Source organism: Shewanella sp. ENK2, from assembly GCF_043568515.1.
GTDB classification, from domain to species: Bacteria; Pseudomonadota; Gammaproteobacteria; order Enterobacterales; family Shewanellaceae; genus Shewanella; species Shewanella japonica.
The window spans coordinates 440,148-455,739 of the sequence record NZ_CP171406.1 but is presented as its reverse complement, the minus strand read 5'-3'; the positions used below and the strand labels follow the sequence as shown (position 1 = coordinate 455,739).

Annotated in this window: 15 protein-coding genes; all 15 read left to right on the top strand. The window is 40.9% G+C overall.

Annotation, left to right across the window (positions count from 1 at the left end):
• Positions 1-10: 10 nt before the first annotated feature.
• Entirely contained in the window at positions 11-832 is an 822-nt protein-coding gene (locus ACGEDC_RS02165) for a flagellin (protein WP_065108534.1), read from the top strand.
• A gap of 261 nt (positions 833-1,093) precedes the next feature.
• Entirely contained in the window at positions 1,094-1,912 is an 819-nt protein-coding gene (locus ACGEDC_RS02160; RefSeq protein ID WP_394496157.1) for a flagellin, read from the top strand.
• A 114-nt stretch (positions 1,913-2,026) separates the two neighbouring features.
• On the top strand, positions 2,027-2,410 hold the full coding sequence (locus ACGEDC_RS02155; protein ID WP_119969042.1) for a flagellar protein FlaG: 384 nt from the start codon (positions 2,027-2,029) through the stop codon (positions 2,408-2,410).
• 61 nt (positions 2,411-2,471) lie between these two features.
• Positions 2,472-3,839: a flagellar filament capping protein FliD gene (gene fliD, locus ACGEDC_RS02150; protein ID WP_055025036.1), complete on the top strand. Its 1,368-nt coding sequence runs from the start codon at positions 2,472-2,474 to the stop codon at positions 3,837-3,839.
• A 5-nt stretch (positions 3,840-3,844) separates the two neighbouring features.
• Positions 3,845-4,165 (top strand): hypothetical protein, encoded by a 321-nt coding sequence (locus tag ACGEDC_RS02145; RefSeq protein WP_055025035.1) that lies wholly within the window; start codon positions 3,845-3,847, stop codon positions 4,163-4,165.
• A gap of 14 nt (positions 4,166-4,179) precedes the next feature.
• Positions 4,180-4,584, top strand: coding sequence for a flagellar export chaperone FliS (gene fliS, locus ACGEDC_RS02140; protein ID WP_055025034.1), 405 nt, complete (start codon positions 4,180-4,182; stop codon positions 4,582-4,584).
• Positions 4,585-5,022: 438 nt separating this feature from the next.
• On the top strand, positions 5,023-6,453 hold the full coding sequence (locus tag ACGEDC_RS02135; protein ID WP_055025033.1) for a sigma-54 dependent transcriptional regulator: 1,431 nt from the start codon (positions 5,023-5,025) through the stop codon (positions 6,451-6,453).
• 131 nt (positions 6,454-6,584) lie between these two features.
• Positions 6,585-7,808 (top strand): sensor histidine kinase, encoded by a 1,224-nt coding sequence (locus ACGEDC_RS02130; protein WP_394496153.1) that lies wholly within the window; start codon positions 6,585-6,587, stop codon positions 7,806-7,808.
• Positions 7,801-9,147, top strand: coding sequence for a sigma-54-dependent transcriptional regulator (locus tag ACGEDC_RS02125; RefSeq protein WP_065108531.1), 1,347 nt, complete (start codon positions 7,801-7,803; stop codon positions 9,145-9,147). The genes ACGEDC_RS02130 and ACGEDC_RS02125 overlap by 8 nt, the downstream gene beginning before the upstream one ends.
• 228 nt (positions 9,148-9,375) lie before the next feature.
• Positions 9,376-9,717, top strand: a complete 342-nt coding sequence (fliE, locus tag ACGEDC_RS02120; protein ID WP_055025031.1) for a flagellar hook-basal body complex protein FliE — start codon at positions 9,376-9,378, stop codon at positions 9,715-9,717.
• Between the two features lie 107 nt (positions 9,718-9,824).
• Positions 9,825-11,444 (top strand): flagellar basal-body MS-ring/collar protein FliF, encoded by a 1,620-nt coding sequence (fliF, locus tag ACGEDC_RS02115; RefSeq protein ID WP_218919256.1) that lies wholly within the window; start codon positions 9,825-9,827, stop codon positions 11,442-11,444.
• Positions 11,434-12,480: a flagellar motor switch protein FliG gene (fliG, locus tag ACGEDC_RS02110; protein WP_055025029.1), complete on the top strand. Its 1,047-nt coding sequence runs from the start codon at positions 11,434-11,436 to the stop codon at positions 12,478-12,480. The genes fliF and fliG overlap by 11 nt, the downstream gene beginning before the upstream one ends.
• A 71-nt stretch (positions 12,481-12,551) precedes the next feature.
• Positions 12,552-13,625 carry a flagellar assembly protein FliH gene (gene fliH / locus ACGEDC_RS02105; RefSeq protein WP_394496149.1) on the top strand — a complete coding sequence of 358 codons (1,074 nt, stop codon included), beginning with the start codon at positions 12,552-12,554 and terminating at the stop codon, positions 13,623-13,625.
• Positions 13,594-14,931 (top strand): flagellar protein export ATPase FliI, encoded by a 1,338-nt coding sequence (gene fliI, locus ACGEDC_RS02100; RefSeq protein WP_055025027.1) that lies wholly within the window; start codon positions 13,594-13,596, stop codon positions 14,929-14,931. Before fliH ends, fliI begins: the two co-directional genes overlap by 32 nt.
• Complete coding sequence (gene fliJ, locus ACGEDC_RS02095; RefSeq protein ID WP_055025026.1) at positions 14,931-15,377, top strand: flagellar export protein FliJ; 447 nt, start codon at positions 14,931-14,933, stop codon at positions 15,375-15,377. Before fliI ends, fliJ begins: the two co-directional genes overlap by 1 nt.
• Positions 15,378-15,592 lie beyond the last annotated feature (215 nt).

Below are 15,592 nucleotides of genomic sequence, written 5' to 3'. Positions count from 1 at the left end.
GGATTTATTTATGGCTATTACAGTAAATACCAATGTTACATCTATGAAAGCACAGAAGAACTTAAATGCGTCGACGCAAAATTTAAGTACTTCGATGGAACGTTTATCAAGTGGTTTACGTATTAACAGTGCAAAAGATGATGCGGCCGGTCTAGCTATTTCTAACCGCTTGAACTCGCAGGTTCGTGGGTTAGAGGTTGGTATGCGTAATGCGAACGATGCAATTTCGATAGCGCAAATCTCAGAAGGTGCGATGCAAGAACAGACAAACATGTTGCAGCGTATGCGTGATTTGACTATTCAATCTGAAAACGGTGCAAACAGCCCTGACGATTTAGCAGCATTGAAAGCTGAGATGGATCAATTAGCGGAAGAAATCACCGCGATTGGTAATAGTACGGCTTTCGGTGACACGAAATTATTAACAGGTGACTTTTCTGCTGGTAAAACGTTCCAAGTTGGTCACCAAGATGGTGAAGATATCAGCATTACAGTTAAAACAAGTAATGCGACAAGTCTATCTGTTGCAGCATTAACAAATGCGACTTCAGCAGGACGTGCATCAGCGCTAACCAAAATTGATGCCGCAATTAAAAATATTGATACTCAACGTGCAGATTTAGGTGCAAAACAAAACCGTCTAGCACATAACATTGCAAACAGTGCAAATACGCAAGCTAACGTTGCAGATGCTAAGTCGCGTATTGTTGATGTTGATTTCGCGAAAGAAACCGCTGAAATGACTAAAAACCAAGTGTTGCAACAAACGGGTAGCTCAATGTTGGCTCAAGCTAACCAATTACCACAAGTGGCGCTATCATTATTAGGTTAATGACACCAAGTTAACACCCTAAAGCTTTTTATAAAATCTTTCGGGCTAAAAATTAAGCCATACTTGTTTAAATAATAACAAGTATGGCTTTTTTTATTTAAGTTATTGATTTTATGTGATTAAGACTTTGTGTGCGAAAAATGTTCAAAAAAATTCTAAAGTAACCTAAATTGCTGCCGTTAAAGTATTTGTAACCCAATAGACCCGCCTGGCAATAGAGACAGGCAAGTTTTAAAGCCAGGTATAAAGAGGAAACAAATTATGGCTATTACAGTAAATACAAACGTAACATCAATGAAAGCGCAAAAGAACTTAAATGCTTCTACAGGTAACTTAGCAACCTCAATGGAGCGTTTATCAAGTGGTTTACGTATTAACAGCGCAAAAGATGATGCGGCTGGTTTAGCTATTTCGAACCGTTTGAACTCTCAAGTTCGTGGTTTAGAAGTGGGTATGCGTAACGCTAACGACGCAATCTCAATCGCTCAAATCTCTGAAGGCGCAATGCAAGAGCAAACAAACATGCTTCAGCGTATGCGTGACTTAACGGTACAATCTGAGAATGGTGCAAATAGTGCTGAAGATTTAGCGGCTCTTAAAGCTGAAATGGACGAACTTGCGCTAGAAATTACTGAAATTGGTAATAACACCGCATTTGGTGAAACTAAATTATTAGATGGTAGTTTTTCAGGTGGTAAAAACTTCCAAGTAGGTCACCAAGATGGCGAAGATATCACTATTACAGTTAAAACAAGTGACTCTACAAGCTTATCAGTTGCCTCACTAACTAACGCAACTTCTGCGGGTCGAGCTTCAGCTCTTACCAAAATTGATGCAGCTATCAAAACAATTGATAGTCAACGTGCAGATTTAGGTGCGAAACAAAACCGTCTTGCACATAACATCGCTAACAGTGCAAATACACAAGCAAACGTTGCAGATGCTAAATCACGTATTGTAGATGTTGATTTCGCGAAAGAAACCGCTGAAATGACTAAAAACCAAGTGTTACAACAAACAGGTTCTGCGATGCTTGCACAAGCTAACCAGTTACCTCAAGTGGCATTATCTCTTCTATAATTTGATTAGTTAATTAAATTTTGATGATTAGAGAAGGGAGATCTTGTTAGGTCTCCCTTTTGTCGTTTTGATATTGATTATCGTACTAAACTAATTAAGAGGTGTAAGATGGCTATGGATATCAATTTTACTGGTACCTCAAATACCCTTACTGATAATATGGGGACTCGTCAACTGACTGAGAGTAAAGCTCAGGTCGCAGAAGAAAAAACCAAAGTTGCTGAGTTAGTAAAGTCAGATCAACAAGCTAAAGACTATGTTGATAAAGAGTCAAATAATCAAGAGTTAGCCGAAGTTACTGATGACCTAAATGATATGGCGTCAATAATGCGTAAAGGGCTTGCCTTTAAAGTGGATGATGACTCTGGGAAAAATGTGATCAGTGTCATGGATATTGACTCTGGTGATGTCATTAGGCAAATACCTAATGAAGAAGCGTTAGAACTGTCGAAAAAATTAGCTGAAGTGGCAGGGATTTTGCTTAATACAGAGGCATAATTAAGGCGTTTTTTTGCTTTAATATTAATGTAAGAATTATTGAATAATAGGTGAGGAATTTATGGCATTAACAGCAACTGGTATTGGCTCAGGTCTTGATATCAACACCATTGTCGGTGTACTCGTCGATGCTGAAAAACTCCCTAAAGAAGCATTATTCGATAAAAGTGAAGCGACAATAGATGCAAAAGTGTCAGCCATTGGTTCGTTGAAAAGTAAATTATCGACATTCCAAGATGCACTAGAGAAGTTGAGTGACCCAGATGCACTTAATATTCGTAAAGTGTCGACTGGCGAAAGCATTTATTTTGGCGCTACAGCCGATAAGAATGCACAATCTGGCAGTTATCAAATTCAAGTAGAACAGCTGGCTTCTTCTCATAAAGTGGCTGGAGCCAATGTGGCCGACCCGAGTTTAGGGGTGGGAACTGGTAGCCTGGATTTATCGGTTAATGGTGAAGCTTTCTCAGTAGATATTGAAGCCACCGACTCACTTGAAGATATCGCCAAAAAAATCAATGGCGCTACAGACAACTCTGGTGTAACTGCAACGATCATTAAAAGTGATGATGGTAGCCGTATCGTGTTTAGTTCTGATGAGCCAGGTACCGACAATGAAGTGACAATTACTGCGAATGATACTGCCGGGTCAGGGTTAAATGACATGTTTGGCGCTGGAAATTTGACGACACTTCAAAATGCGGAAAATGCCGTCATCTATATTGATGGTCAAAAGGTTACTTCTCAATCTAATGAAATTACCGATGCCATTGCTGGTGTCACGCTTTCGCTAACTGATGCTGATGTATCAAAAACCTCAACATTAAAAATAGAGCAAGATGACGAGCTAGTTAAAGAAAATGTGCAAGCATTTGTGGATGCATACAATACGTTAGTGACTTCAATCAGTGATATGTCTAAATATGACACTGAAAAAGAAGAAGCCGCTGCGCTGCAAGGGGATTCAATGATTCGTTCGATAGAATCCCAAATGAGAAGCATGATCAGTAATCGAGTCGATGTTGACGGACAGAGCGTTGCATTATATGACATTGGTATTGAAACTGATCGATACGGAAAAATGTCAATTAATACCGAAAAACTAGATGAATCTATCAGTGAAAACATGGATTTAGTTGAAGGATTATTTGCGACTCCTGACACAGGTATTGCAAGCCAATTAGATACCATGGTCGAAGGTTATGTTAAAACGGGTGGGTTAATTGATAGCCGTAATAATAGTTTAACCAGTGAGAAAAGCCGTTTAGACGATCAGCGTGATGCGTTTAGTTTGAAAATGGAGTTACTTGAAGCACGTTTATTTAAACAGTTTAATGCCATGGATTTGGTCGTTGCATCATTGAATCAACAAAGCTCTGGATTAACTGAGCGATTAAATTCATTACCAGGCTCTGTGCCAAGTAGCTAATTTATATGAAACAACTATCTGAAAAAAACCTGCAAATAGAAGAATTGCTAAAAAATATTGATAATACTCCTTCAGAAAATGAATCTTCTGATGAGTTGGTATCTAACTTGCTAGTACTTATAGGTGAGCGTCAAATTTTACTCGATAACCTGAAATTTGAAGATGAAGAAACTGAAAGAAAAATGTTAGAACAACAGATTTCTATTGGCAAAGTGTTTGAGCAGAAGGTCATAGCATTGCAAAAACACATTCAATCTTTACTTCAGGCTAGAAAGAAAAATCAGCGCCAAATTAATGTTTATCAATCTATAGACTCAAATAAGTAGCAAAGGTGAACCCTATGAGAGGATCAATTAAATCTTACCAAAAGGTATCAATCGACAGTGAGATAGCTGTTGCTTCTCCACATCGAATTATTCAAATGATGTTCGATGGTGCTTTATTACGATTAGCGCAAAGCCGATACGCAATTGAAAATCATGATTTACAGGCTAAAGGTGTCGCGATTAACAAAGCAATAGGTATCATAAATGGCTTGAATAATAGTCTTAATATGGACGTCAAAGACTCTGTTGCAAGCAATTTAAGTGATCTTTATGATTTCATGTTACGCCGTATTTCAGAGGCAAACGTGAATAATGATGTGATAGCCATTGATGATGTCACAAACATCCTAAGAACGATTAAAGAAGGTTGGGATGCAATCCCTGCTGAGATGCATCAAATGACGTCAGAAGCGAGTTAATTTTGATATCATTGTAAAGGGCGCCATAGGCGCCTTTTTTGTATTTCGACATGTAAAAATGAGCGTCCTTTGTCGTCCATAAATGGCATTTCCAGTCTGGCTTATCGTATTGGTTGTATATAAAAACAGCTGTTAGTGACTTAAATCAATAGCATGGTAGAATATTGACTGATCAAGCTTGATTCTCTTGCTCTGATAATACAGTATTTATTTTTGCGTATTCGTTTAAACTTTATTGCAGTTTTGGCTATATTTAAGTAAAGATTAAAAAATATGTGTTCGCGATCTTCTATGTTAATGTTTATATTATAATTGTGTCATCTGACTCATAGAAATATAGCGTGATAAACTACATTCAAGTCAGGTGAGCGTTATTGATTTTTGATAACGAAGAATTTTGACTCTGAATTACTAATAACTAGAGCTTTGGCCTTCTTAATGATGCAAATAGAACAACGAATTTTAATTGTTGCTGAACCTTCTGAGCGCGTGTCTCGTCTTTGTTGTATTTTTGAATTTTTAGATGAAAAACATCACCTCATTTCAACTGATGATCTTGCGCCGTTAACTCGTGACTCTCGTTTTAGAGCTTTAGTTATCGACACTGAATCTGTTTCAGCTGAATTCATTAAAGATGTGCAATCCTCAATTCCTTGGCAACCCGTTCTATTAATCGGTTCGCAAGAGATTAATGGCGTGAATGTACTTGGTACAATCGAAGAGCCAATAAACTATCCTCAGCTCACTGAGCTGCTTCATTTTTGCCAAATTTACGGTCAAGCTAAGCAACCTCAAATACCAACCAGCGCCAATCAAACCAAACTGTTTAGATCACTTGTTGGTCGTAGTGAAGGGATTGCCAATGTTCGTCACCTAATAAGCCAAGTCGCAACGTCTGATGCCACTGTGTTAGTGCTGGGCCAATCTGGTACAGGTAAGGAAGTGGTTGCTCGTAATATTCATTATATGTCAGAGCGACGTGATGGACCGTTTATTCCTGTCAATTGTGGTGCTATTCCACCTGAGTTATTAGAAAGTGAGTTATTTGGCCATGAGAAAGGCTCTTTTACTGGCGCGATTTCTACCCGTAAAGGTCGCTTTGAATTAGCTGAAAACGGCACATTATTTCTAGATGAAATTGGCGATATGCCGCTGCAGATGCAAGTAAAACTATTACGTGTATTGCAAGAAAAAGTCTTTGAACGTGTCGGTGGTTCTAAAACGATTACAACAGATGTGCGCGTGGTTGCTGCGACTCATCGTGATCTTGAAACCATGATTGATAAGAATGAGTTTCGTGAAGATTTATACTATCGACTAAACGTATTTCCAATTGAAATGCCGTCGTTAAGTGAACGACGTGATGACGTACCACTGTTACTGCAAGAATTAGTTAGCCGTGTGTTTAATGAAGGTCGCGGTAAAATTCGTTTTACCCAACGTGCGATAGAGTCATTAAAAGAACATAACTGGTCTGGTAATGTACGTGAACTGTCTAACCTAGTTGAAAGGCTAACCATTTTATTCCCAGGCGGGCTTGTCGATGTAAATGACTTACCACGTAAGTATCGTTATATTGATGTGCCTGAATACAGCGTGGAGATCAGTGAGGAGCAACAAGAGCGTGACGCCTTAGCTTCAATTTTCAGTGATGATGAGCCAATCGAAATCCCTGAAACACGATTCCCAAGCGAATTACCTCCTGAAGGCGTGAATTTAAAAGATTTATTAGCCGAACTTGAAATCGATATGATCCGTCAAGCACTTGAGCAGCAAGATAACGTAGTTGCAAGGGCTGCAGAAATGCTTGGTATTCGCCGAACGACACTCGTTGAGAAAATGCGTAAATACGGTATGAGTAAAGACTAGTATCATCGCGCAAAAATGTTCTATTAAAGCATGCCTTTTGGCATGCTTTTTTATGCCTCTTGATAAGTTTGATTAAAGTGGCATACCAAATGCATTAGCCTGTTAAAAGTAAATATTTTGACGGAGTGGCTATGTTTTCAGCGCAACTAGTTTCAGAACAATCAGTAACGGCGCAAGCATCAGCAGAGCACTATGCCTTTAATATAGATGACGATTCAGTTCAGCAAAGCACTGCTAAAATTGACTTAACTGGCTCAGTCAGTTCATCGGTGCCTTTTAATCAGCAGTTTATTGAACAAAATGAGCGAGCGGTTCCGCAAAAGGCGGCTAATATGTCAAATCAAATGGCGCATATATTACAAGCTATGCCATCTGGCGTTGTGATTATTAATGGGGATGGTGTTGTCACTCTTGCTAACCCTGTGGCCACTGAATTATTAGGCAGACCTTTACAAGGTGCCAAGTGGTTTGAAATTATTAATCGCGCTTTTTCTCCCCAAGAAGATGATGGTCATGAGGTTTCTCTTAAAAATGGTCGTCGAGTTAAGTTAGCAATTACCCCTTTAACACCGGAGCCTGGTCAGTTAATTGTACTGACGGATTTAACTGAAACCCGCTTACTTCAAAAGAATTTATCGCATTTACAGCGATTATCTGCGCTTGGGAAAATGGTCGCGACATTGGCTCATCAAGTCAGAACTCCGCTTTCTGCTGCAATGTTATATGCGTCGAATTTAGCCAGCCCTAAGTTGGCTGAAACGGCTAAAAAACGCTTTCAGTCTAAGTTAGTTGATCGCCTTAATGAACTTGAGCGACAAGTCAATGACATGCTGCTAATGGCTAAGAATAAACAAGATGATGTCTCAGAGGCTTTATTGGCTGAAGCAATTATTGAACCTGTGTTAGCTAACTGTGAACCTATTGCTGAAAACAAGTCGTGTAAATTACAGTATTTTAATCATTCTAGTGATGCGATTTTAGCTAATGGCAATGCATTAAGTTCAGCGATTAACAATTTAGTGATGAACAGCTTAGAAGCCAATGCAACTGAAGTACGTATCATAACCAGTTCAACCGATCATCGTCTGAATATTGATGTGATTGATAATGGTAAAGGGCTAGCTGCTGATATGCAGCAACAAATACTTGAACCCTTTTTTACTACAAAAAGCCAAGGTACAGGACTTGGGCTTGCAGTAGTGCAAACCGTTGTGAGAAACCATAACGGCACGGTGCAGGTGTCATCGCAACCCGATAAAGGTTGCCTTATCAGGCTTTCATTCCCAGTGCATAATGTTGATGAACAAGTCAATGCTAAGGCAAGTTTAACTCAAACGGAGACTTCTCATGGGTGAAGCAAAATTACTACTCGTTGAGGATGATGCATCGTTAAGAGAAGCATTACTGGATACATTGATGCTAGCTCATTACGATTGTGTTGATGTTGGTTCAGCCGAAGAAGCCATCATAGCGTTAAAATCTAATGATTTTGATCTGGTAATCAGTGATGTTCAGATGGATGGCATTGGTGGCATCGGCTTATTAAATTACCTCCAGCAAAATAATAATAAGATTCCAGTATTATTAATGACAGCTTACGCCACCATTGATAATGCGGTCAGTGCCATTAAGTTAGGCGCGGTGGATTATTTGGCGAAGCCATTTGCGCCAGAGGTGCTGCTCAATCAAGTGTCACGCTACTTGCCGTTAAAACAAAACCTCGATCAACCTGTTGTCGCTGATGACAAAAGTTTGGCATTACTGTCAATTGCACAACGAGTCGCAAGTTCCGATGCATCAGTGATGATAATGGGGCCGAGCGGTTCAGGTAAAGAAGTGCTTGCACGATATATTCATCAAAACAGTGCCAGAGCAGATGAGCCTTTTATTGCCATTAACTGCGCCGCTATACCTGAGAATATGCTTGAAGCAACCCTATTTGGTTATGAAAAAGGCGCCTTTACTGGCGCTTATCAGGCGTGTCCTGGTAAATTTGAGCAGGCACAAGGCGGGACGATTTTATTAGATGAAATCTCTGAAATGGAGCTTGGTCTGCAAGCTAAACTTTTACGTGTGCTGCAAGAAAGGGAAGTAGAGCGCCTTGGCGGTCGTAAAACGATATCGCTAAACGTTCGAGTGTTAGCAACTTCCAACCGTGATTTGAAAGAAATGGCATCTTCAGGAGCCTTTAGAGAAGACTTATATTATCGCATTAATGTGTTTCCGCTTACTTGGCCTGCATTAAATCAGCGACCTGCTGATATTTTACCGCTTGCTCGTCATTTGATTGTGAAACATGCAAAGCTTGCGAATATTTCACCAGTACCCACAATCGATGATGTGGCTTGTAGAAGGCTGCTGACTTATCGCTGGCCTGGTAATGTGCGCGAGCTTGATAATGTCATTCAACGAGCGCTGATATTGCATACAGGTGAAGAGGTGACAAGCAATGATATTGTGCTTGATAGTGCCGAAGTGCCGCTGCAGCCTACTGAGCAACAAGCTAAACCGAGCACAGAAACAGATGGCTTAGGGGGAGAATTAAAAGCCCAAGAACATGTGATTATTTTAGAAACATTAAATCAGTGTAATGGCAGCCGTAAAGCGGTAGCTGAAAAGCTGGGAATTAGCGCAAGAACCTTACGATATAAAATGGCGAAAATGCGCGATATGGGCATTCAAGTGCCGGCTTAATTTTCTCCTGTTAACGTATCTGTTGTTAACGTCAGCCAGAAAACCTAGCACTTTCGCTAGGTTTTCTTATCTACAATGACGATTGCTGCGCACACATTGAGCAAACTCACTGCTTTTTACCCCCAATATCTATTGTTAATAGGCATTTTTATATTATTGGCATCCTAATTGCTAAATCTATTGTAACTGGTTTTTAGTCGTCAAATATCCGACGAATAGGAGTTTACAATGCAGGTTAGCGGAAATCCTTTTTTACAAGAAATGCAATCACTTCGTGGTGAAATTTCACCTAATCTTCGTTCTCCAATTCAACCGGATATGACTCAGAAGGTGGGTAATACATCAGGGGCTGATTTTGGAGAGTTACTTTCTCAAGCCGTTGGAAGTGTTACTGCTTTACAAAAAAATTCCGCCAACCTAGCGACACGTTTAGAAATGGGTGATTCGACAGTCACACTGTCAGATACCGTAATAGCTCGTGAAAAGTCAGGTGTGGCATTTGAAGCAACTGTGCAAGTAAGAAACAAGCTTGTTGAAGCTTATAAAGAAATTATGAGCATGCCTGTTTAGGCTCTTATCAGATTAGAAAGTAGGTAATTATTGTGAGCACAGATCTCGTATTAGATTCAGATACCGTTGATAGCACAGGGATTCAGCAAGAGAACAAATCTGGCTTAATGAGTTCATTTGGCAGTGCTGATTTCATGCGTCAAATCACCATGATATTAGCGTTGGCAGTCTGTTTGGTGCTGGCGGTTTTCATGATGATTTGGGCGCAAGAGCCTGAGTTTAGACCTCTAGGTCAGATGGAAACCAATGAAATGATCCAGGTTCTGGACGTTCTCGATAAAAATAAAATTGCCTATAAAATTTCTGGTGATGTAGTCAGTATTCCAGAAGATAAGTATCAAGATGTAAAATTACTATTAGGCCGTGCAGGTGTTGAAACCTCAAGCCAACCAACTGATTATTTGAGTAAAGATAGCGGCTTTGGTGTGAGTCAACGCATGGAGCAGGCGAGATTAAAACAAAGCCAAGAAGTCAATTTAGCTCGTGCAATTGAAGAGCTTAAAAGTGTTACTCGTGCCAAAGTGATTCTAGCGTTACCAAAAGAAAATGTATTTGCCAGAAACAAATCTAAACCTAGCGCAACCGTAGTCGTTAACGTGCGCCGTGGCAGCTTAGGCCAAGAAGAAATTGATTCCATTGTTGATATTGTCGCTTCTGCTGTTCAGGGTTTAGAGCCTACTCGAGTCACAGTGACTGACTCTAATGGCCGTTTACTTAACTCTGGAAGCCAAGATGGCGCTTCAGCAAGAGCTCGCCGTGAACAAGAGTTAGTTCAACAAAAAGAATCTGAATACCGTAATAAGGTTGATTCTATTTTAATGCCGATTTTAGGCCCTGAAAACTTTACCTCGCAAGTGGATGTCAATATGGACTTCACTGCCGTTGAGCAAACAGCAAAACGTTTTTCTCCTGATTTACCAGCAGTACGCAGCGAAATGACCATTGAGCGTAATTCATCGGGTCAGGCAATGGGTGGTATTCCAGGTGCATTATCAAACCAACCACCTATGGAGTCTGATATTCCACAAGAAGTGGGTGAATCTGAAGCCACAGCGGCTACTGGAGACAGTTTCCGTGAAGCAACTCGTAACTTTGAGCTTGATACCACTATTAGCCATACTCGTCAGCAAGTTGGTGTGGTTAGAAGGTTAAGTGTATCGGTCGCCATCGACTACAAGCCTGGACCAGTTGATGAAAATGGTGTGGTAACAAGAGTACCTAGAACCGAACAAGAGCTGACTAATATCCGACGTTTATTAGAAGGGGCGATGGGGTTTACCAGTCAACGTGGTGATACGTTGGAGGTAGTAACCGTTCCATTTATGGACCAACTAATTGAAGAATTGCCAGCGCTAGAAATGTGGGAGCAACCATGGTTTTGGCGAGCGGTAAGGCTAATACTAGGCGCATTATTAGTGCTAGTTCTGATATTATTTGTTATTCGTCCAATGCTAAACAGGTTATTGAAATCTAACGAAGTTGAGATGCCTGAAGAAACACGTTTGGGCCATGAGCTTGCTGAAATTGAAGATCAGTACGCTGCAGACACATTAGGCATGTTAAATACTCAGCAAGCTGATTACAGTTATGCTGATGACGGTTCGATTCAAATTCCGAACCTGCACAAAGATGATGATATGATCAAGTCGATTAGGGCATTAGTGGCTAATGAACCTGAACTTTCTACCCAAGTAATTAAGAGTTGGTTACAAGAAGATGGCAAATGATGACGTAGCAGTTGCAGAGGCAACTAAAGGGTTTAACCCTGATGACTTAACGGGTATCGAGAAAACGGCTATTTTGCTGTTAAGCCTAAGCGAAGCTGATGCAGCTTCGATTTTAAAGCACCTTGAACCTAAGCAAGTCCAGAAAGTCGGTATGGCAATGGCTGCTATGGAAGAGTTTGGCCAAGAAAAAGTCATTGGCGTTCATAAGTTATTTCTTGAAGAAATCCAAAAATTCTCATCTATTGGCTTTAATAGTGAAGAATTTGTCAGAAAAGCATTAACAGCGGCACTTGGTGAAGATAAAGCGGGTAATTTGATTGAACAAATTATCATGGGCAGTGGTGCCAAAGGTTTGGATTCTTTGAAATGGATGGATGCACGTCAGGTTGCCACCATTATTCAGAACGAGCATCCGCAAATCCAAACTATTGTTTTATCTTATTTAGAGCCCGATCAAGCGGCTGAAATTTTTAGTCAGTTCCCAGAAAACACCCGCTTAGATTTAATGATGCGTATTGCTAACTTGGAAGAAGTGCAACCTGCTGCACTGCAAGAGTTAAATGACATCATGGAGAAACAGTTTGCAGGCCAAGGCGGCGCACAAGCAGCTAAAATGGGTGGCTTAAAAGCAGCTGCGAATATTATGAACTTCCTTGATACCGGCGTAGAAAGTCAGATTATGGAAACCATGCGTGAATCTGATGAGGAAATGGCACAACAGATCCAAGACTTAATGTTTGTATTTGAAAACTTGATTGACGTTGATGACCGTGGCATTCAAGTCTTGCTCAGAGAAGTACAACAAGATGTACTTATGAAAGCCTTGAAAGGGGCCGATGACCAGTTATCTGATAAAATCGTGGGTAATATGTCTAAGCGTGCAGGTGAGTTACTACGTGACGATCTTGAGGCTATGGGACCGATTAGGATCAGTGAAGTGGAAGTGGCTCAAAAAGAAATTCTCGCAATTGCACGACGCTTGAGTGATAGTGGTGAAATTATGCTTGGCGGCGGTGGTGGAGAAGAGTTCTTATAATCACTTGTGCTAAACGAGTGAGTGACATCACCGACTTAACCAGTATTTTTGCAGTCAATTAGGCCATTAAGATGACGGACGCTAAAACCAACAAACCGCTTGAAAATGAAGAACATGATTTTAGTCACTGGCAATTACCTGATGTGACTGAATCTCAAGCTGATGCTCCGTCAAACTTATTTGGTCACTTAGGTGCCAATAATCCGCCACCGCAAGCGGATGACAAACCGTTATTACCGCCAACCATGGCTGAGATTGAGCAAATTCGAGCAGAGGCAGAGCAAGAAGGGTTTGAACAAGGCAAAGCTGATGGGTATAACCAAGGGCTTGAGCAAGGGAAATTAGCAGGGTTAGAACAAGGTCACTCAGAAGGATTTAGCCAAGGCGAGCAACAAGGCTATGAAGAGGGATTGAATAAAGCGCATGAGATGTTGGAGCGCTTAACAGGCATTGTGCAACAGTTTGAGCAACCGTTAATGATTCTCGACGCTGAAATTGAGTCAGAAATGCTCACCCTTGCTATTAATCTGGCAAAATCCATTGTGGGCCATGAGCTAAAAACTCATCCAGAACATATTTTATCTGTGTTACGCCAAGGTGTTGACTCACTGCCTATTAAAGAACAGCAAGTAAAACTTCGATTACATCCTGACGACGCCACCTTAGTCACCAAAATGTACAGTGATGCTCAGTTAGCAAAAAACCATTGGGAAATCGATGCCGATCCTTCTCTGAATTCCGGTGACTGTATTATTAATAGCTTACGTTCAAGCGTGGACTTGCGAGTTGAAGAGAGAATGAAGCAGGTGCTCTCTCAGCTTCAAGAGCAAGCACAAGGTATTCAACATAATGTTCAAACGGTGAAATCGGATTCCAACCTTTATCAAACTGATATTGTCGATGAACTACCAGCAAGAGATTTGGATTCAATGACGACATCTTCACCAGTTCGAAATGAATCAGAAACAACGATTGCAGATGAGAATGAGCCTGACGCTGCATTGTCGCCAAACCAACAGTCCCCTGAAATAGCCAATCTAGCAGCATCGGACGCGCCTGTAGAGGAAGCGAGTCAAGCTCCTGACACTTCTGTAACTGCTGAGGATATCGACGATGCAAAGCCGTCAACATCAGCTACTGAATAAACTTAAAATACAAAGCCAAAAAGTCAGTCCTTTGCGCCCTGTTGCAAGTGGGCAATTGGTGCGTGTTGTAGGGTTAACGCTAGAGGCAACGGGCTGTCGTGCACCTGTCGGTAGTTTATGTTCAATTGAAACTATGGCTGGTGAGCTAATTGCTGAAGTGGTTGGATTTGATGATGAGCTCTTGTATTTGATGCCGGTAGAAGAATTAAGAGGTGTGTTACCAGGAGCAAGAGTTCAACCTTTGGGGGAGCAATCTGGGTTAAATGTCGGTTTAAGTTTATTAGGGCGCGTGCTTGATGGTAGTGGGGCACCGTTGGATGGTTTAGGCCCATTAAACACTGAACAGCAAGCATCAAGACATGCACCACCGATTAACCCGCTTTCTCGACGGGCTATTTCAGAACCCTTGGATGTGGGAGTCAGAGCGATTAATGCCATGCTAACCGTAGGTAAAGGTCAGCGTATGGGATTATTTGCTGGTTCTGGTGTCGGTAAAAGTGTGCTACTTGGCATGATGACCCGGGGGACTACGGCAGATATTATTGTTGTTGGCTTAGTGGGAGAGCGTGGTCGAGAAGTAAAAGAATTTATTGAAGAAATTTTGGGCCCTGAAGGTCGAGCTCGTTCGGTCGTTATCGCCGCGCCAGCAGATACTTCACCGTTAATGCGACTTCGAGCGTGTGAAACGTCTACACGAATAGCTGAATACTTTAGAGATCTCGGCTATAACGTCTTGTTATTAATGGACAGTTTAACTCGATATGCTCAAGCGCAACGTGAAGTTGCCCTTGCTGTCGGGGAGCCGCCAGCAACCAAAGGTTATCCGCCTTCAGTATTTGCCAAGCTGCCACGTTTAGTGGAACGAGCCGGTAATGGTGGACCGGGGCAAGGTTCTATTACTGCGTTTTATACGGTATTAACCGAAGGTGATGATCAACAAGATCCCATTGCAGATGCGTCTCGAGCGATTTTAGATGGCCATATTGTGTTATCAAGGACTCTTGCAGATTCAGGGCATTACCCTGCAATAGATATTGAACAATCTATTAGTCGTGTTGCGCCTATGGTTATTTCAGCAGAACACCTTGAGTCGATGCGACTGGTTAAACAAATGTATTCCTTGTATCAGCAAAACAGAGATCTTATTTCGATAGGTGCTTATTCCCAAGGGAGTGATCCTCGAATTGATAATGCGATTCGCCTACAACCGGCTATGAATGCCTTTTTAAGGCAAGGCTTTAAAGATGTAATTACTTTTGATGATAGTCAAACTATGGTTGGGCAGATTGCTGCTCAATGTAAATAATGCGCCGAACTGATCCCTTGTTAACCGTATTAAAGTTGAACAAAGAAGCTGAAGAGCAAGCTGCGCTTCAGCTCAAGTCTGCTCAGCTTGAACAACAAAAACATCAAAGCCAACTTGATGCGCTTAATAATTATCGGCTTGAATACATGAAACAAATGGGCGAAAACCAAGGAAAAACCCTCAGCGCAAGCCAGTATCATTCTTTTCATGAATTTATAAAGCAAGTCGATCAAGCCTTATTACAACAAGTTAATGCGGTAAAAGAGGCTGAGAAACAAACGGGTTATCGTCAGGTTCACTGGCAAGAGAAACAACAAAAGCGCAAAGCTGTTGAATTGTTACTTGAAAAAAACGCCCAAAAAGCTCAACAGCTTGCCAATAAAAAGGAACAAAAAGCATCAGATGAATTTGCTATGCAGCAGTTTATCCGCAAGAAATCTCGCTAAGGTCTTTTTATTATTTTTATCAATTCATCATTAGTTTCATTTCACTGTTTACTGTCATTAGTCTTACCCATTTGCAACTTTTTACAAAGATAAAAGTTTGGCATTTAATTTGCTTGTTACTTGTATTAACTTCGCAAAGTGTCAGCTTTGTGACAATGGATAAACCCCAGAAATGACCTTGTTAATGGTTTCGATTAGGGGAGTGATTTGGAGTT